15 protein-coding genes, 1 tRNA gene and 3 pseudogenes are annotated in these 17046 nt (G+C 69.7%); 11 read left to right on the forward strand and 8 right to left on the reverse strand.

Annotated features, from left to right (window positions below; genetic code table 11):
• Window positions 1-149 precede the first annotated feature (149 nt).
• Entirely contained in the window at window positions 150-839 is a 690-nt protein-coding gene (locus StrepF001_RS39340; protein WP_129802945.1) for a response regulator transcription factor, read from the forward strand.
• A complete protein-coding gene (locus tag StrepF001_RS39345; RefSeq protein WP_129802946.1) occupies window positions 836-2296 on the forward strand; it encodes a HAMP domain-containing sensor histidine kinase in 1461 nt (486 codons plus the stop codon). Before StrepF001_RS39340 ends, StrepF001_RS39345 begins: the two co-directional genes overlap by 4 nt.
• Before the next feature lie 115 nt (window positions 2297-2411).
• Here StrepF001_RS39345 and StrepF001_RS39350 read toward each other — a convergent pair whose 3' ends face one another.
• The 3 genes from StrepF001_RS39350 to StrepF001_RS39360 form a co-directional block, all read right to left on the reverse strand.
• Window positions 2412-3524, reverse strand: a complete 1113-nt coding sequence (locus StrepF001_RS39350; RefSeq protein WP_129802947.1) for a HAMP domain-containing sensor histidine kinase — start codon at window positions 3522-3524, stop codon at window positions 2412-2414.
• 3 nt (window positions 3525-3527) lie between these two features.
• Window positions 3528-4235, reverse strand: a complete 708-nt coding sequence (locus StrepF001_RS39355) for a response regulator transcription factor (protein WP_129802948.1) — start codon at window positions 4233-4235, stop codon at window positions 3528-3530.
• An 89-nt stretch (window positions 4236-4324) separates the two neighbouring features.
• Window positions 4325-5566, reverse strand: a complete 1242-nt coding sequence (locus StrepF001_RS39360; RefSeq protein WP_240797884.1) for a PP2C family protein-serine/threonine phosphatase — start codon at window positions 5564-5566, stop codon at window positions 4325-4327.
• Window positions 5567-5678: 112 nt separating this feature from the next.
• Here StrepF001_RS39360 and StrepF001_RS39365 point away from each other — a divergent pair, with 112 nt between their 5' ends.
• Complete coding sequence (locus StrepF001_RS39365; protein ID WP_129802950.1) at window positions 5679-6542, forward strand: undecaprenyl-diphosphate phosphatase; 864 nt, start codon at window positions 5679-5681, stop codon at window positions 6540-6542.
• Window positions 6543-6580: 38 nt separating this feature from the next.
• On the opposite strand, the gene StrepF001_RS39370 is transcribed toward StrepF001_RS39365, so the two are convergent.
• The 3 genes and pseudogenes from StrepF001_RS39370 to StrepF001_RS39380 form a co-directional block, all read right to left on the reverse strand.
• On the reverse strand, window positions 6581-8524 hold the full coding sequence (locus StrepF001_RS39370) for a SpoIIE family protein phosphatase (RefSeq protein WP_240797885.1): 1944 nt from the start codon (window positions 8522-8524) through the stop codon (window positions 6581-6583).
• A 149-nt stretch (window positions 8525-8673) separates the two neighbouring features.
• A pseudogene (locus tag StrepF001_RS39375) lies at window positions 8674-9023 on the reverse strand (serine/threonine protein kinase); the annotation flags it as partial.
• Window positions 9024-9185: 162 nt separating this feature from the next.
• Window positions 9186-9734, reverse strand: coding sequence for a DNA-binding protein (locus StrepF001_RS39380; protein ID WP_129802951.1), 549 nt, complete (start codon window positions 9732-9734; stop codon window positions 9186-9188).
• Between the two features lie 183 nt (window positions 9735-9917).
• Between StrepF001_RS39380 and StrepF001_RS39385 the strand changes: the two genes are divergently transcribed.
• Window positions 9918-9990, forward strand: a tRNA-Ala gene (locus StrepF001_RS39385).
• A gap of 651 nt (window positions 9991-10641) precedes the next feature.
• Here StrepF001_RS39385 and StrepF001_RS39390 read toward each other — a convergent pair.
• Window positions 10642-11343, reverse strand: a complete 702-nt coding sequence (locus StrepF001_RS39390) for a DUF5324 family protein (RefSeq protein WP_129802952.1) — start codon at window positions 11341-11343, stop codon at window positions 10642-10644.
• Between the two features lie 314 nt (window positions 11344-11657).
• Here StrepF001_RS39390 and StrepF001_RS39395 point away from each other — a divergent pair.
• Both StrepF001_RS39395 and StrepF001_RS39400 read left to right on the forward strand, forming a co-directional pair.
• Window positions 11658-12190 (forward strand): annotated as a pseudogene (locus tag StrepF001_RS39395) (peptidylprolyl isomerase).
• 133 nt (window positions 12191-12323) lie between these two features.
• Entirely contained in the window at window positions 12324-13250 is a 927-nt protein-coding gene (locus StrepF001_RS39400) for a rhomboid family intramembrane serine protease (RefSeq protein WP_129798862.1), read from the forward strand.
• A 301-nt stretch (window positions 13251-13551) separates the two neighbouring features.
• Here StrepF001_RS39400 and crgA read toward each other — a convergent pair whose 3' ends face one another.
• Window positions 13552-13806 (reverse strand): cell division protein CrgA, encoded by a 255-nt coding sequence (crgA, locus tag StrepF001_RS39405; protein WP_129798863.1) that lies wholly within the window; start codon window positions 13804-13806, stop codon window positions 13552-13554.
• A 152-nt stretch (window positions 13807-13958) separates the two neighbouring features.
• Here crgA and StrepF001_RS39410 point away from each other — a divergent pair, with 152 nt between their 5' ends.
• From StrepF001_RS39410 to StrepF001_RS39430, 5 genes and pseudogenes are all read left to right on the forward strand, one after another.
• The gene (locus StrepF001_RS39410) at window positions 13959-14738 is read left to right on the forward strand and encodes a DUF881 domain-containing protein (protein WP_129802953.1); all 780 of its coding nucleotides are present in this window, start codon (window positions 13959-13961) and stop codon (window positions 14736-14738) included.
• 20 nt (window positions 14739-14758) lie between these two features.
• A pseudogene (locus StrepF001_RS39415) lies at window positions 14759-15440 on the forward strand (class E sortase).
• Window positions 15441-15456: 16 nt separating this feature from the next.
• Window positions 15457-15654, forward strand: coding sequence for a hypothetical protein (locus StrepF001_RS39420; protein ID WP_206306887.1), 198 nt, complete (start codon window positions 15457-15459; stop codon window positions 15652-15654).
• On the forward strand, window positions 15651-16289 hold the full coding sequence (locus tag StrepF001_RS39425) for an aminodeoxychorismate/anthranilate synthase component II (protein ID WP_129802954.1): 639 nt from the start codon (window positions 15651-15653) through the stop codon (window positions 16287-16289). Before StrepF001_RS39420 ends, StrepF001_RS39425 begins: the two co-directional genes overlap by 4 nt.
• A partial coding sequence (locus StrepF001_RS39430; RefSeq protein ID WP_240797886.1) for a sortase occupies window positions 16286-17046 on the forward strand: 761 nt, incomplete at its 3' end. The genes StrepF001_RS39425 and StrepF001_RS39430, both read left to right, overlap by 4 nt.

Raw genomic sequence — 17046 nt, forward strand, 5'->3', positions numbered from 1 at the left:
GGCAACTCCTTGATCGAGGCCTTGAGAACTCCGAGCTTCGCTGGCGGGAGCTGTCGAATTCCTGTCGTACGACTTTCAAGTGGATATCGATGTGGGCGGGGGTGGTCACCTGGTCCGGCATGGGAGAACGGTTGGCGCACTATGAACGGGTGGAAAAAGTACGGCTCCTGGTCGTGGACGACGACCCGCCCATCGCCGACCTCGTCGCCACGGTCGCCCGCTACGAGGGGTGGGAGGCGGTCACGGCGAACTCCGGCGGCGAGGCACTGCGCCGTGCCGCCGAGTTCCATCCGGACATCGTCGTGCTGGATCTGATGCTGCCCGACATCGACGGCTTCGGCATCCTGGACCGGCTGCGCAGTTCGGGGACGATGGTGCCGGTGGTGTTCCTCACCGCGCGGGACGGGATTTCCGACCGGGTGGCGGGGCTCACCCGGGGCGGTGACGACTATCTGGTCAAGCCGTTCGCCGTGGAGGAGCTGATGGCCAGGCTGCGGACGGTGCTGCGGCGCACCGCCGGTCCCGGTTTCCAGCGGTCGGTGCTCCAGGTGGCGGACCTGACGATGGACGAGGACACCCGAGAGGTGCGGCGCGGCGGGAAATTGCTGACGCTGACTCCGACCGAGTACGAGGTGCTGCGCTATCTGATGCGCAAGTCGCCGACCGTGCTCACCAAGGCACAGATCCTCGACCATGTGTGGGAGTACGGCTTCGGCGGCCGCTCCAACGTCGTCGAACTGGTCGTCAGCCGGCTGCGCCGCAAGCTCGACGACACCGGCTCCCCGCTGATCCACACCGTCCGGGGCTTCGGATACGTGATCCGGCAGGCCGCCGAGTGATCCGCCGGCTCCGGCAGACGTACCGCAGGCTCCGTCTGGGCACCCGGCTGGCGCTGGGCCTGGGCGCCCTGGCGCTGGTGGTGTTCGCCGTCGTCGGCACGGCCCTGACGACGTACATGCGGGACTATCTGTCGGCCCAGCTCGACACGCAGCTGGCGCAGGGCCAGATCGCCCAGTCCAAGAGCATCGCGGACTACGGCACGCTCTCGGGAAAGAAGTACTACAGCTGGTTCTACGCCGTGTACGACGTGTCGGACGGCAAGCCCGTCCTCCGCAGGCCGGAGGACCCCGGCGACCTGCCGCGGGACGTCGACGACTTCACCGCCCTGGCCCGGGCGCAGTCCACCGCGGACACCGAGCTTCTGCGCACCGGCCACCTCGAGGGCAAGGGCACCTACCGGCTACGCGCCTGCGAGGTCGAACCCGGAGTGGTCCTGGTGAGCGCCGCGCCCATGGACGACATGGAGGACACGGTCAGCCGGCTGATCACGATCCAGGTCGTGACGTTCGTCCTCGCGCTGATCGCGCTGGTGATCTTCGGCCGGAGGATGCTGCGGCGCGGACTGAAGCCGCTGAGCGACATGGCGCACACCGCGCACGGCATCGCCTCGCACGATCTGACCGAGTCGGCGGCGCGGCTGCCGCTGCGGGCCGACGGCCCCGGCGGCGGGCCGGAGGTGGAGGAGCTGCGCACGGCGTTCAACACCATGCTGGAACACATCGACGACTCCCTCGCCGTGCGTGCCGAGGCCGAGCAGCGGCTGCGCCGGTTCGTCGCGGACGCCTCGCACGAACTGCGGACGCCGCTGATGTCGGTACGGGGCTATGCGGACCTGTTCCAGTACGCGGCCGCCAACGCGCCCGAGGAACGGGAGAAGCATCTGGCGCGGCTGCGCGCCGAGGCCGCCCGGATGGGCTTCCTCCTGGACGACCTGCTGCTGCTCGCCCGGCTGGACGCCGCCGAGGTGGAGGCCCCGCTGCGGCTCGCGGACGCCGACCTGGTGGAGCTGGTCGAGCAGGCCGCGGACGCCTTCCGCGCCGCGCACCCGAGCCACCCGCTGACGGTGACGACCGAGGACGGGCCGGTGCGGCTGCGGCTGGATCAGCAGCGGATCCGGCAGGTACTGGACAACCTGCTCACCAACGCCGCCGTGCACACGCCGGCCGGCACAAAGGTGTACGTGGAGACCTCCGTGACGGCCGGCGCGGCGCTGGTCCGGGTCACCGACCGGGGACCCGGGATACCGGCCGCCGACCGGAAGCGGGTCTTCGACCGCTTCTACCGCGTCGACAAGGCCCGCAGCCGCGACCGCGGCGGCAGCGGGCTCGGGCTGTCGGTCGCGAGCTCACTGGTGCGGGCCCACGGCGGCACGATCGAGCTGGCCGGCGAACCGGGGAGGACGGTGTTCACCGTCCGGCTCCCGGTTCAGGAGCATTCCGGGTTCAGGAGCAGGTGACGTCCGAGGTGCTGTAACGGCAGTGCGTGCCGTCCGGCCCGCTGCCCGGGGACGCCGGCTCGGTCGCCACTGCTGTTGCCCGGCAGCGCCGGCAGACGGTCGACCGGCGGACGCGTCAGGTGTCGGCCGGCGGGAGCGTCACTTCGAATCGGCAGCCACCGGTGACATTGCGTACGGCGGCCCGGCCGTGGTGGGCCTCCACGATGCCCCGCACGATGGCGAGTCCCAGTCCGGCCCCGGCCGGTGGCGTCCGCGCGTCGGTGCCGCGCCAGCCGGTGTCGAAGACGCGCGGCAGGTCCTCGTCCGGGATCCCGCCGCAGCCGTCCGTCACGGACAGGACCACACCGTCGGGCGAACGTTCGGCGGCCACCGCGACCGTACCGTCGGCCGGGGTCCGCCGGATCGCGTTCACCAGCAGGTTGCCGAGCACCCGGCTCATCTCCCTGCCGTCCACCTCGACCGGCACCGGCTCGACCCGGTCGCCGACGAGCCGTACGCCGTGCTCGCGGGCGAGCGGGTCCACACCCGCGAGTGCGTCGCCGACGAGGTCGTACACCGAGATCCGGCTCGGGCTCAGCGCCAGCGTCCCCGCGTGGATGCGGGAGAGCTCGAACAGGTCGCCCACCATGTCGTTGAGCCGCTCGGCCTCGGCGCGGATCTGCCGCAGATAGCGGTCGGGGTCGGCGGCGACACCGTCCTCCAGTGCCTCGGACATCGCGCGCAGTCCGGCGAGCGGGGTGCGCAGGTCGTGCGAGATCCAGGCGACCAGCTCGCGCCGGGAGCTCTCCAGGGCGCGCTCGCGGTCCCGGGACTCGGCGAGTTTACGGCTGGTTGCCTCCAACTCCCGGCTCAGCGCGGCCAGTTCAGCGGTAGCCGGGCCGTCGGGGCTGGTGAAGTCGCCGCCGTCGCCGAAGGAGCGGGTGGCGAGGGTGAGGGCGTGGCTGCGGGCGACCACCCAGCGGCCGAGCAGCAGCGCGGTGGCCAGCGAGACCACGGTGGCCATCGCGACGACGGTGGTCACGACGGTCAGGTCGTGCCGGGACAGGAACATTGCCTGCGCCACCGCGAGCGTGCCGGCGAGCATGGCGCCGACGGCGACGGCGACGACCACGGCGAGGTGCGCGGTGAGCGAGCGCCGGCGGATCAGCAGCAGCACGCCCGCCCCGAGCAGCCCGGCCGCGGCGGCGCCGAGGAAGGCGAACAGGGCGATGAGCAGGGTGTCGCGCACGGCTCACGCCTCCCCGTCGGCGGAGTCGAAGCGGTAACCGACGCCCCACACCGTCTGGATGAACCGCGGCCGGGCCGGATCGTCCTCCACCTTGCCGCGCAGCCGCCGCACATGGACGGTCACCGTGGACAGATCACCGAAGTCCCACCCCCATACCTCGCGCATCAGCTCCTCCCGGCTGAACACCCGTCCGGGATGCCGCAGGAAGAACGCGAGCAGGTCGAACTCCCTGATGGTCAGGGCGAGTTCGATGCCGTTCTTGGCGGCGCGCCGGGCGCCGGGGTCGACGGTGAGTCCGGCGGTCCGCAGGGTGCCGGCGGGCTGCCGGCCGGGCCGGGCGCGGCGCAGTACCGACTCCACCCGCAGGACCAGCTCGCGGGGGCTGAACGGCTTGGTGACGTAGTCGTCGGCGCCGACCTCCAGGCCGAGAATCCGGTCGTCCTCGTCGCCGCGCGCGGTGAGCATGATGACCGGCACGGGTCCGCGGTCCCGCATCCGCCGGCACACCTCGAGGCCGTCCATGCCGGGCAGCATCAGGTCCAGCACCACCAGGTCCGGCCAGTGCACGGCGGCCCGCGCGAGCGCGTCGGGGCCGTCACCGGCCCGGTCCACCACGTATCCGGCCCGGTCGAGATACCCGGAGACGACCTCGGAGACGGTCGGGTCGTCATCGACGACCAGAACCCGCGCCCCGTACGACTGTTGTTCCATGCCGCCAGCCTCGCACTCGGCATCGGCAGGTGGCGCCGCCGCCCCCGGATGTCCCGGATTCGTAAGGAACCCGACCGCGGTGGAAACGTTCAGGCGTGCCCGAGGACCTCGTGCACCGGGGGCGGCCGACTCCGCAGCCGGGCCGCCAGGACGGCCACGTCGTCCTCCGCATGCCGGGCGTCGAGGCGGGCCAGGACGGTGTCGAGGATGCCTTCGACCCCCTCCGAAGCGTTGAAGTGGAGCCTCGCCAGTCGGTCCAGGGACTGGTCGATGTCCTCGCCGCGGTGCTCGACGAGCCCGTCGGTGAACAGCACCAGGGTGCTCTCGGCGTCCAGCTCGTACGTGGCCGGCTCGTAACCGCCCAGTCCCGTGCCCAGCGGCGGGCCGACCGGCACCGGGAGCAGCGACGTGTCGCCCTTGCCGTCGATCACCGCGGGCGGCAGATGGCCGGCGCTGGCCAGCGTGACCTGTCCGCGGTTGGGGTCGACACGCACGATCAGACAGGTGGCCGGCCGGCGGTCGGACTCGCTGGAGGCGATGTCGTCGAGCTGGCGCAGCACCCGGTGCGGCGGAAGGTCGGCGGAGGCGATGTAGCGCAGGGCCGAGCGGTACGCGGTCATGTCCACGGCGGCTTCAATGCTGTGCCCCATCACATCACCGACGACGAGCAGCGTCCGCCCGAAGTGCAGCCGGACGGTCTCGCACCAGTCACCGCCGACCAGGGCGCGGTGCCCCACGGGCAGATAGCGGATCGCGACGTCCAGGTTCGGATGCGGCCGGCCGGGCTCGGCGAGCAGCGCGCGCTGGAGATCGCCGACTATACGGCTCATCCGGTCGTGCTCCCGGGCGTGCCGGACGTGCGAGGCGGCCCGCTCGGCGAGCAGGGCGAGGGCGTCCGTCTCCGAGCGCGTGAAAACCCCCCCCTGCCGGGCGCACACGAGGACGCCGTAGTGGTCCTCGCCGCTGGCGAGCGGCACACAGAGCGCCGGGCCGGCCTCGTGCCGTCCGACCCGGCTGCCCACCCTGCGGACCACCGCCGCGGCCCACGCGATGTCCGGCAGTACGGCGGCGTCGCCACTGACCGCCTCGTACGCCGACTCCGTCTCGGTACCGCCCCGCACTATCGCCGCGGCGCCGCCGATCAGGCCGGACACCGCGCCGGTCAGCTCCGAGCAGGTGGTCTCCTCGTCCAGCGTCGTGCCGATCCCGGCCGCGGTCGACCGCAGCGCCGTCAGCCGCGACGACACGCCGGTCCCGGCAGCGGACGTGTTCGTACGGCCGACGGCGTGCACCATCGAGGGTCTTCGGAAGGACTGGAGCCATCGAGCCACACTGAACACCTTAAAACGTACTTAACGGACACAGACCGCACAGGTTCCCCGGGCAACCACCTGCGGGCGTCCAGACGTCCCGACGTCGACACACTGAACGGCTGAAGCCCCCATGAGCTGGTTCGAATCCATCATCCTCGGCCTGATCCAGGGCCTGACCGAGTTCCTGCCCATCTCCTCGAGCGCGCATCTGCGGCTCGTCGCGGCCTTCTCGGGCTGGCAGGATCCGGGCGCGGCCTTCACCGCGATCACGCAGATCGGCACGGAAACCGCCGTGCTCATCTACTTCCGCACCGACATCGGCCGCATCATCAGCGCCTGGTGCCGTTCCCTGGTGGACCGGAAGACGCGCCAGGACCAGGATGCCCGCATGGGCTGGATGCTGGTGATCGGCTCGATTCCCATCGGGGTGCTCGGTGTCACCTTCAAGGACCAGATCGAGGGCCCTTTCCGTGACCTGCGCCTGACCGCCACCATGCTCATCGCCATGGGCATCGTCCTGGGCATCGCCGACCGCGTCGCCGCCCGCGCCGAGGCCGGCGGCCGCCACCGCACCGCCGTCGAGGGCAAGACCCTGCACGACCTCACCGTCCGGGACGGCCTGATCTACGGCCTGTGCCAGGCGATGGCGCTGATCCCCGGTGTCTCCCGGTCCGGCGCCACCACCAGCGGCGGTCTGTTCATGGGCTACACCCGGGCGGCCGCCGCACGGTACTGCTTCCTCCTCGCCATCCCGGCCGTCCTCGCCTCCGGGCTCTACGAGCTGAAGGACGCCACCGAGGGCGGTCACGCCACCTGGGGTCCGACGCTGCTGGCCACTCTCATCGCCTTCGCCGTCGGGTACGCCGTCATCGCCTGGTTCATGAAGTTCATCGAAACCAGGAGTTTCATGCCGTTCGTGCATTACCGCATCGCCCTCGGCCTGGTCATCATCGCCCTGGTGACCTTCGGCGTGATCAGCCCGCACGCGGCCTAGGTGTATCGACCCGCAGGGTTGTTCACGCGGCTGACGCCTCAGGGCAGCGGCTGTTCCGTCCAGATGACCTTGCCGTCCGTGGTGTAGCGGGTCCCCCAGCGCTCGGTGAGCTGGGCGACGAGGAACAGCCCGCGCCCGCCCTCGTCCTCGGTCCTGGCGCGGCGCAGCCGGGGTGAGGTGCTGCTGCCGTCGGAGACCTCGCAGATCAGCGCACGGTCGCGCAGCAGCCGCAGCCGGACCGGGCCGGTCGCGTGCCGGATGGCGTTGGTGACGAGTTCGCTGGCGACGAGTTCGGTGGTGAAGGCCATGTCGTCCAGCCCCCAGACGGCCATCTGGTCGGTGACCGCCGCACGGGTGCGGGAGACCACCGCCGGGTCGCTGGGCAGCTCCCACTGCGCGACCCGCTCCGGCCCCAGTGCGTTCGTACGGGCCACCAGCAGGGCCACGTCGTCGCTCGGCCGGTCCGCGAGCAGCGCGTCGAGGACCGCGTCACAGGTCTCCTCCGGCGGTCGGCCTGCGCAGGCCAGTACGGTACGCAGCCGCTCCAGGCCGGTGTCGATGTCGCGCAGCCGGTCCTCGATCAGGCCGTCGGTGTACAGCACGAGCTGGCTGCCTTCGGCCAGGTCGAGCTCCACGGTCTCGAACGGCATCCCGCCGAGCCCGAGCGGCGGCCCCGACGGCAGATCGACGAACTCCACGGTGCCGTCGGGTCCAACGACCGCCGGGACGGGATGCCCGGCACGGGTGAGGCTGCAGCGCCGGGACACCGGGTCGTAGACGGCGTACAGGCAGGTGGCGCCGACGATGCCCGCGTCCGGGTGGGTGTTCTCCACCGCCCAGCCCTCGCCGCGGTCGAGCCGTCCGACCAGGTCGTCGAGGTGGGTGAGCAGGTCGTCGGGCGGCAGGTCCAGGGAACAGAAGTTGTGCACGGCGGTCCGCAGCCGGCCCATCGTCGCGGCGGCGTGCAGACCGTGGCCGACGACATCGCCCACGACCAGCGCCACCCGCGCGCCGGACAGCGGGATGACGTCGAACCAGTCGCCGCCGACGCCGGCCTGCGCAGGCAGATAGCGGAAGGCGGCCTCGACCGCGCTCTGCTCGGGACGCCCGCGGGGCAGCAGGCTGCGCTGCAGGGCGAGAGCGGTGGTGTGCTCGCGCGTGTAGCGGCGGGCGTTGTCGATACAGATCGCTGCGCGGCCGACCAGTTCCTGGGCGAGGGACAGGTCGTCGTCCTCGAAGGGGGCGGGCTGCCGCGAGCGGTAGAAGCTGACCACGCCGAGGGTCACGCCGCGCGCCTGCAGCGGAACGGTGATCAGGGAGTGGAAGCCCGCCGCGAGCATCCGCTCGGTCCCCTCCGCGTCCTGGCCGTGCCGGCCTTCGGCCGCGGCCAGGTCGGGTTCCAGCACCGACTGGCCACTCTCCAGACCGTGGGCCTGCGGTGTGGCCGGGCCGTAGTGGACCGCTCCGCCGGTCTCCTGCAACGGGGACTCCCCGGGTACGGCGCCCAGTGCGACCCGGCGCAGCGCGGTGTCCTCGCCGAGCGGCCCCGGCTCGTCGCCGCGCAGCACGGAAGCGGGCAGATCCACGGCGGTGAGGTCGGCGAACCGCGGAACGGTCACCTCCGCCAGCTCCTCCGCGGTGTGCGCGACGTCGAGGGTCGTTCCGATCCGGACGCCGGCGTCGTGCAACAGCTCCAGCCGCCTGCGCGCCAGCACGGCCAGCCGACCGACACCGGGCTCACCGACGAGCAACAGCCAGCCGTCGGCGGCCAAGTCACCGGCGTCCTCCCGCAGCGCGGTGAACGCGGAGACAGCGGGCGCCTCCGGCGAGGGGACAGCGGGGGCAGGGGGCGCCTCCGGCAGGGAGGCGGCGGGCGCAGCCGGGTCAGCCGGTGCGGATACGGCCGTCCGCATGACGACGGCCGACGCCGACGGCACGGAAGCCGTGGTCGACGCCGCCAGGAACGGTGACACGGTGGGCATCCGACGCAGGCGGCGACGATACGGCAGCTTGGGCCGATGCGGCAGAAGGTGCCGATGCGGCAGAAGGCGTCGGCGCGGCAGACGAACCCGACCCAGAAGCGACGACACAATAACGAACCCGACCCAGGAGCCGCCGACCGCAGCGAGCCAGCCGCAGTCCCGACCGAGCCGAGCTGGTCGAGGAGAGTGCAGACGAAGGACGGCGAGAGGACCGTAGTCCCGACGAGATGGACAGCGAACCGCCGGCGACCAGATCCATGGTGAACAGGACCTTGTCGTCGTCGGCGGCCCAGCTGGCCGGCGCGAGAACATGAGGGTGATCGATCCTCAGCGCCTGTTCGCGTACGAAGCGCAACAGCGAGTGCGCGTCGCTCTGCTGCAGGACCTTGGCGGCCACATAGCGACGTCGGCGATGGTCCCAGGCACGCCAGACGGCGCCGACTCCTCCACGCCCGATCGGATCGACCAGTTCGTACCGTCCGGCGAAGACCTCACCCATCGCTGTGCGCCGCTCCTCCCCCTACGATCCCAGGGCTTCCCCCCTTGCCTGCCCCTCGACGAGTGATACGACCCCTCTCGCGGCCTCTCCTCGCGCCGCTCTCACCGCCGCCGTGCAACAGGCCCGACTGCCGCACCCCCACGCGGCGAACGGGCCGTGCGGTCAGCTCTGGTGGGCCTGGTAGTGCGCGACGGCGTCGGAGGTGCGGCCCGCGCCGTACACCCGGAGGAACTCTGCCAGCTCCGGATGGGTCGGGGCGAGAGTGTCCGCGGCCTCGATGATGTCTCCCGCGGCCGCCACCGAACGCAGCAGCGACTGGATCTCGCGGACCACCCGCTTGACCGTGGGCGCTCCCGAGCTGCTCGTCGTCTGTGTGCTGTTGCTGAGCACCGAGCCCCCCTGCGACTTCTTGATCTCCTCCATCCGATCGGTGGCCTCCGCCGCGCTCACACTGCCGTCCGCCACCTGTGCAGCCAGGTCCTGCAGCAACTGCACCCGCTGGACCACGGCAGGGTTTCCGATCTTCGCCCGCTGACCGCTCATCAGCTGGGACAGCATCGGCGCGGACAGTCCCAGCACCCCCGCGAGACGAGCCTGGTTGAGTCCAAGATCGTCTATGAGCTTACGGAAGAGCGCCCCCAGCGGCTCCCCGTACCAGTTCCGCTGCAGTTCCCGCGCTCTTGCGGTGGCTTCCTGCTGTGCGGCGTCCATTGCGTCTCCCCATCGCTTTCCCCAAAACCGCGGTTCGCTGTAGCGAACCACGCCGAGCATCTTACGGAGAGTGGTCGTTCACGGGGACCCCCCAATCTTTTTGCGAGATACCGGGGGTCACCCGCTACTCTGGTCTGCGGCGCCCGCCGGTACGCGGTTCTTCCGGCCGGACGTCTCCCTTCCGGGGCCTTAGCTCAGTTGGTAGAGCGCTGTCTTTGCATGGCAGATGTCAGGGGTTCGACTCCCCTAGGCTCCACCGGTAAATGCCCTCTGGCCTGCGGAAACGCGGTTCGGAGGGTATTTTCGTGTCTCGGTACACGCAGAACACACGTATGCGCACGGGGAGCGGCAGCGGCTCCTCGAGGCACGCCGACCGGATCGGTCAGGCTTCCGCGCGTCCCGCTTCAGCCCAGGCGGACGCACCCCGGCCCTCGACATCGTGGACTCTGCCAGTCTGTGGGACGTCGACCTGCCCGACCCGGCCCACGCGCTACGCCGCCGGATCACGGATCCGGCGCGGCGGACCCACCTGAGCCACTCACACCGGAGGATCGGTGCTTCGGTGGATGTCCCAGCTCACCTGTTGACGGCCGGTGCACCTGCGACAGCTCATTGCAGGCGCAACCGGACTCACCCTCGTGCGCAGAGATGAACGGTGCCCCCAAGCTCCTGACGCACGGTGCCGTTCTTGGCAATCAGCACCGCAGCTCGCGCATGTGACAGGTGAGGTACGGCTGTGCCGCGCAATCGTCAACCAGGTGCAATAGCAAGCAAGTTACGGCCGTACGACGCAGAGCGCGCGCCGCTCGCCGGTTTCACGTGAAACGCCGTTCCACCCGGGGCATCCGCGTGAATCATCACTGCGGGGCGAGAGACCCACAAGTCTCCCGCCCCACGGTCAGACGGCTCAGCCGCGGTCCTCGCGGTCCGCAGCCTCCTCCTCGGCCTCCTTGGCCTGCACCTCGGGATCGAGCACGGACTGTCCGCTGCCGTCCACCGACGTGAGCCGGCCCGACTCGGAGACCTCGGTCGCGGCGGGCGGCTCGACCAGCCAGTCAGGGTTGGCCTGCTTGTCCCACCACTTCCAGGCGGCGAAAGCGCCGCCCGCGAGAACGCCGAGAACCGCCAGTACCTTCACGGCCCGGCCGGCCTTGGCCCGCCGTTCATGCTTGCGGACCAGCTTGTGAATCTCCTCGGCCGAGACCTGGCCACGCAGCGCGGCCAGCGCGGCGGCACCACGCGACGCCGCCTCGTCCTTGACGGGCCCGGCCGCGGCCACCGCCTGCTCGATCTTCGGCCGGGAGTAGTCGGCAGCCTGCCGGGCAGCCATACGGGTACGGAAAGCGGCCTCATGGGCGGCGTGGTCCACCCTCGGCGGCACATGCGAACGGGCCTGTTCCAGGCGCGGCGCGAGATGCGACTCGTACTGGACGCGGGCCTGCCCGGCGGCCTGCGACACCCTGGGCGCAAGCCGTACGCGTGCCTCGTGTGCATAGTGCGCGGTCCGGTCCTTCGCCGTGTCGGCGTACGGCGCCACCACTTCCGCGGCGTGCAGCACGCTGTCCTTCGCCGAGCCGGTCGCGGCGCGCACGCTGTCGATGCGGGTCACGGGTTCCTCCTCCTCGGTGGCGTACGTATTTCGACTTTCCACCCTTTTAGGGATCATGCCTGCCCAAGCATGACGTGGCATGTGAGGACGGGCATCCGGGTCATGGTCGCCGCGCAATAGCGGATGAATACGGCAACAGGAGCTTGTCGTCGACAATGCCACGGATCGCCGCTCCGCGCTCCCGCCACGGAACGACTCATCGGAAAATCTGCAAGCCCTCCGCCCGGATTCCCGCCCGAAACAGCACGTCGGGCGACGTACGGCGCAGGCCGTGCGAGGATCGTGGGTCACAGGAAGACAACGGAAGGCAGATCGTGGCTGAGCAGCTTTACGCCACCCTGAAGACCAACCACGGCGACATCCAAGTTCGGCTCTTCCCGAACCATGCGCCGATCACGGTCAAGAACTTCGTCGAGCTCGCCAAGGGCGAGCGTGAGTGGACCCACCCGGCCACCGGCCAGAAGTCCACGGACAAGCTGTACGACGGCACGGTCTTCCACCGGGTCATCAGCGGCTTCATGATCCAGGGGGCGACCCGCTGGGCAACGGCACGGGCGGCCCCGGTTACCAGTTCGCCGACGAGTTCCACCCGGACCTGCAGTTCGACAAGCCCTACCTGCTGGCGATGGCCAACGCCGGCCCGGGAACCAACGGCTCGCAGTTCTTCATCACCGTCTCCCCGACGGCCTGGCTGAACCGCAAGCACACCATCTTCGGCGAAGTCACGGACGCGGCCAGCCAGAAGGTCATCGACTCGATCGCGAGCACCCAGACCAACCCGCGCACCGACCGCCCCCTCAACGACGTCGTCATCGAGTCGGTCGTCGTGGAGACCCGCGAAGGCTGAGCCGGAAGGCCCACGAGGACCAAGTCGGAGGACCCGCAAAAGCCGAGTCCGAGACCTCCCGTAGGGAACCAAACGCCCCGCTCGTCCGTAAGAGAGCGGGGCGTTTCTGTCGGACTCGACGATGAGGGACCTCATGGACCAGGCGCCAGGCAGCCCGAACGGCCCGCACAACCACGGCCCGGACAACCCGGGCCCGCAGGACGCCGCCGGCACGCCCGTCTGCTACCGCCACCCCGGCCGCGAGACCGGCGTACGCTGCACTCGCTGCGAACGCCCGATCTGCCCCGACTGCATGGTCAGCGCCTCCGTCGGCTTCCAGTGCCCCGCATGCGTCCGCGACGCCTCCGGCACCGGACACGCACCGGGCGCCTCCCGCCCCCGCACCATCGCAGGCGGCACCGTCGTCGCCGACCCCAGACTCCTCACCAAGATCCTCATCGGAATCAACCTCGCGGTATTCATCGCCGGCCGGGCCGAACCGTCCCTCCTCAACCACATCCTCCTCATCGGCGAATGGCCACCAGCGCCCTGGGGACCGACAGAGGGCGTCGCAGAGGGCGAGTGGTACCGCCTGTTCACCTCGATGTTCACCCACGAAGCCATCTGGCACATCGGCTTCAACATGCTCAGCCTCTGGTGGCTCGGCGGCCCCCTCGAAGCCGCCCTCGGCCGCACCCGCTACCTCACGCTCTACCTCGTCTCAGGCCTCGCAGGCAGCGCCCTGACCTATCTGCTGGAAGCCCCGACGACAGCCTCGCTGGGCGCCTCGGGAGCGATCTTCGGCCTCTTCGGCGCGACAGCCGTGCTCATGCGTCGGCTCAACTACGACATGCGCCCGGTCATCGCCCTGCTCGCGATCAACCTGATCTTCACGTTCAGCCCGGGCTTCGACATCGCCTGGCAGGCCCACATCGGCGGACTCGCCGCCGGCCTGGTCATCGGCTACGCCATGGTCCACGCCCCGCGCGAACGCCGGGGACTGGTCCAGTACGGCACCAGCGTGCTGGTCCTGGCGGTCGTCGTGGGGATGACGCTGCTGCGGACCGCTCAGCTCAGCTGAGCCGGGTGGTTATCCACTGAGCTGTTCAAGTTGTCCACAGTGCGTGGTGGATCTTGTGCACGCTGTGCGGGAACAGGCGTGCCCCCTGTCGATGACCGGCGTTTCTGCAGGTCAGACAGGGGGCGAACAAGGTTTCTGGGATAGTGTGGCTGTCGTATCGGTGTCAACGTCCGATGCGTTATCCACAGATCGTCGGTCTTTTCCCCAGGTCGGCTGTGGAAATTCTCACTGCTGTGGATAACTCAGCGGATAGCCGTGGCAGAGCTGTGTTCACCGCCCGCTCGCCTGGTCTTCGACCGGCCTACTTCCACTGGGTGGAGACACCGAATCCGGCCGCGATGAAGCCGAAGCCCACCACGATGTTCCAGTTGCCCAGCGAGTCGATCGGCAGCGAACCGTCGGTCACATAGAAGACGACGATCCAGGCCAGCCCGATGAGGAACATGGCGAGCATGACCGGGGCGACCCAGGCGCGGCTGTTCAGCTTGATGCTGGTCGCCTGCTTCGACGGCGGCGGCGTGTAGTCGGCCTTCTTGCGGATACGTGACTTCGGCACGAGGGTCTCTCCTGTCGATGCGCTGCGTGGCCGCGCAGGGAACTGGGTCGGGCTCGGGGCAACGTTCGGGGGCGTGTGCAAGGAGCTCAGAGCGCTCCCCCGGGCGTCCGTTAGCGTAGTGCTTCCGTGGCGCCGAAGGAGATAAGGGTACGTTGAGCAATTCTGCCGACTCCCCCGGGACGGGATCCAGCCCTGCCCGCCGGTGGGCTTTCCGGCCCGTGCGGCTGCTCACGGTGGGCGTCTTCGCTCTCGCGGGGCTCATTTTCTTCACCAGTTTCCATACGGCCAAAGGCACCAATATCCGTACGGATGCGTCTTTGTTGAAGCTCTCCGACCTGATTGAGGAGCGCAGCCGGAACAACGGCGAACTGGACGAGTCCAACGCGGCCCTGCGTGAGGACGTCGAGTCCCTCGCCGAGCGCGACGACGGCAGCACCAAGGCGGAGGACGACAAGCTCGCCGCCTTGGAGAAGGACGCGGGTACTCAGAAGCTCACCGGTGAGGCGCTGACGGTGACACTCGACGACGCTCCGCCGAACGCCACCGCCAAGCTCCCCGGCTATCCGGAGCCGCAGCCCGACTACCTGGTCATCCATCAGCAGGACCTGCAGGCTGTGGTGAACGCCCTGTGGGAGGGCGGCGCCGAGGGGATCAAGGTCATGGACCAGCGGCTGATCTCCACCAGTGCGGTGCGCTGTGTGGGCAACACCCTGATCCTCCAGGGCCGGGTCTACTCACCGCCGTACAAGATCACGGCGGTTGGCGATCCGGAGAAGCTGCAGCAGGCGCTTTCGGCGTCGCCGGCGATCCAGAACTACATGGTGTACGTCAATGTCTACGGCCTGGGCTGGAAAGTGGAGGAGAACGGGACGGTGACTCTGCCCGGCTACTCGGGCACAGTGGACCTGCACTACGCGAAGCCCGTGGAGTAAGCGCCGCTCAGGAGCCGCCGGTGCGCGTGATCGTCAGGACCGTCAGCGAACTGTGCATCACCGTGGCACTGTGATCGTGCTCTTTGTCGTTATGTGCTGTTCTGGACCGGGTGAAGGCCGACAACGTCATGGACGACGAGGTCGACCGGCTCCAGGAGCAGTGGTCGCAGGGGGCCGTGCAGCCCGGCGCAGCCCCCGGTGCCTCTGCGAGCCCCCCGAAGCCGGCGGCGTACGAGAACGGGAAACCGTTCGCGATCATGTACATCCCGCGCCTTGGTTTCACGTGGAACAAGCCCGTGCTCGAGGGCACCGCCACCGACACCCTCAAGAAGGGCCTCGGCCACTACGCCGGCACCGGCAGCTCGGTCAGAAGGGGAACTTTTCGGTGGCGGGTCACCGGCGCACGTACGGTGATCCCTTCAAGGATTTCCCCCGGCTGCGTCGCGGCGACGCGGTGGTGCTGACCGATGGGGCGACCTGGTTCACGTACCGGATCGGCAAGGGGCCGTACAAAATGTGCCGACGGACGTTGAGGTGATCGACCCCGTGCCACGTAAATCCGGGTACACGAGTGCGGGCCGCTATCTCACGCTCACCACCTGCGAACCGGAGTGGGGACACAGCCACCGGCTGATCGTCTGGGCGCATCTGGATTCCACCCAGCCTGTGGAGGCCGGGAAACCAGCGGCCCTGCGCCGTTAGTCTGGTGCAGTACGGCGTGAGTCTGGTGCCGTGGTGCGACGGAAGGGACGGCATGTACGGCTGGATCTGGCGGCATCTGCCGGGGAACGCGTGGGTCAGGGCGCTGATCTCACTGGCACTGATCCTGGCCGTGGTCTACGTCCTGTTCCAGTACGTGTTTCCGTGGGCCGAACCGCTGCTTCCCTTCAACGATGTGACGGTGGACAACCAGTGAGCGCGCGCATTCTCGTCGTCGACAACTACGACAGCTTCGTCTTCAACCTGGTGCAGTACCTGTACCAGCTGGGTGCCGAGTGCGAGGTCCTGCGCAACGACGAGGTCTCGACCGCGCACGCCGATGACGGTTTCGACGGTGTGCTGCTGTCGCCCGGTCCCGGCGCCCCTGAACAGGCCGGGGTCTGTATCGACATGGTCCGGCACTGTGCGGCCGGCGGGGTGCCCGTCTTCGGTGTCTGCCTCGGTATGCAGTCGATGCAGGTGGCGTACGGCGGTGTCGTGGATCGTGCGCCGGAGTTGCTGCACGGCAAGACGTCGCTGGTCGAGCACGAGGGCAAGGGCGTCTTCGCGGGCCTGCCCTCTCCGTTCACGGCGACTCGCTACCACTCTCTCGCCGCCGAGCCGGTCACCGTGCCGGCCGAGTTGGAGGTCACCGCGCGGACGCACGACGGCATCATCATGGGCCTGAGACACCGTGAACTCCCGGTCGAGGGTGTGCAGTTCCACCCCGAGTCGGTGCTGACCGAGCACGGTCACCGGATGCTGGCCAACTGGCTGGTGGAGTGCGGCGACCACGGAGCGGTGGCGAGGTCGGCGGGGCTCGCCCCGGTGGTGGGCAGGGCCTCGGCGTGACCGCGGCGCCTGGTACGGACTGGTACGGCACGGAGGGGTATCCCCCGTCCCAGGAGCCGTATCAGGCGTCGTACGAGCCTCCCGTCGACGAGGAGACCGTCGCGCTGCGGATACCCGAGCCGCCGGGTGAGGTGCGTTCCGTCGGCGAGCCCATATCGGGTTCTCCCGCCCCGTTGGCTCCTTCCGCTGTCGGACCCGCCCCCGGTGGCCGCGCGGCCCGCAGGAAGGCCGCCAAGCGGCGTCACGGGCGGCATGGAGGCTCCCGTAGGCCCGCCGACACCGACGCCACGACGGCTCCGCAGCGTCCCTTGTCCCGGGTGGAGGCGCGACGACAGGCGCGGGCGAGCAGACCGAGCCCGGCAGTGGTCGCCAGCCGGGTGATCGGTGAGGTGTTCATCACCACCGGCGTGCTGATGCTGCTGTTCGTCACCTACCAGCTGTGGTGGACGAACGTGCGGGCGCACGCGCAGGCCGGCAACGAGGCGAGCCAGCTCCAGGACGACTGGGCGAGCGGCAAGCGCAACCCGGGCACCTTCGAGCCGGGCCAGGGCTTTGCGCTGCTGCACATTCCCAAGCTGGACGTGGTCGTGCCGATCGCCGAGGGCACCAGCAACAAGGGGGTGCTGGACCGGGGCATGGTCGGCCACTATGCCGAGGGCGCGTTGAAGACGGCGATGCCGGAAGCGAAGACCGGTAACTTCGGGCTGGCCGGCCACCGCAACACGCACGGCGAGCCGTTCCGGTACATCAACCGTCT

Origin of the sequence: Streptomyces sp. F001 (genome assembly GCF_004187715.1) — a bacterium.
Taxonomy (GTDB): Bacteria; Actinomycetota; Actinomycetes; order Streptomycetales; family Streptomycetaceae; genus Streptomyces; species Streptomyces flavusporus.

What these genes read in the sequence shown, in the direction of transcription:
- StrepF001_RS39380 (WP_129802951.1), bottom strand. Translation starts at nt 9,734, where the DNA reads ATGGACGCCGCACAGCAGGAAGCCACCGCAAGAGCGCGGGAACTGCAG.
- StrepF001_RS39365 (WP_129802950.1), top strand. Translation starts at nt 5,679, where the DNA reads ATGAGCTGGTTCGAATCCATCATCCTCGGCCTGATCCAGGGCCTGACC.
- StrepF001_RS39370 (WP_240797885.1), bottom strand. Translation starts at nt 8,524, where the DNA reads ATGCCCACCGTGTCACCGTTCCTGGCGGCGTCGACCACGGCTTCCGTG.
- StrepF001_RS39400 (WP_129798862.1), top strand. Translation starts at nt 12,324, where the DNA reads ATGGACCAGGCGCCAGGCAGCCCGAACGGCCCGCACAACCACGGCCCG.
- StrepF001_RS39355 (WP_129802948.1), bottom strand. Translation starts at nt 4,235, where the DNA reads ATGGAACAACAGTCGTACGGGGCGCGGGTTCTGGTCGTCGATGACGAC.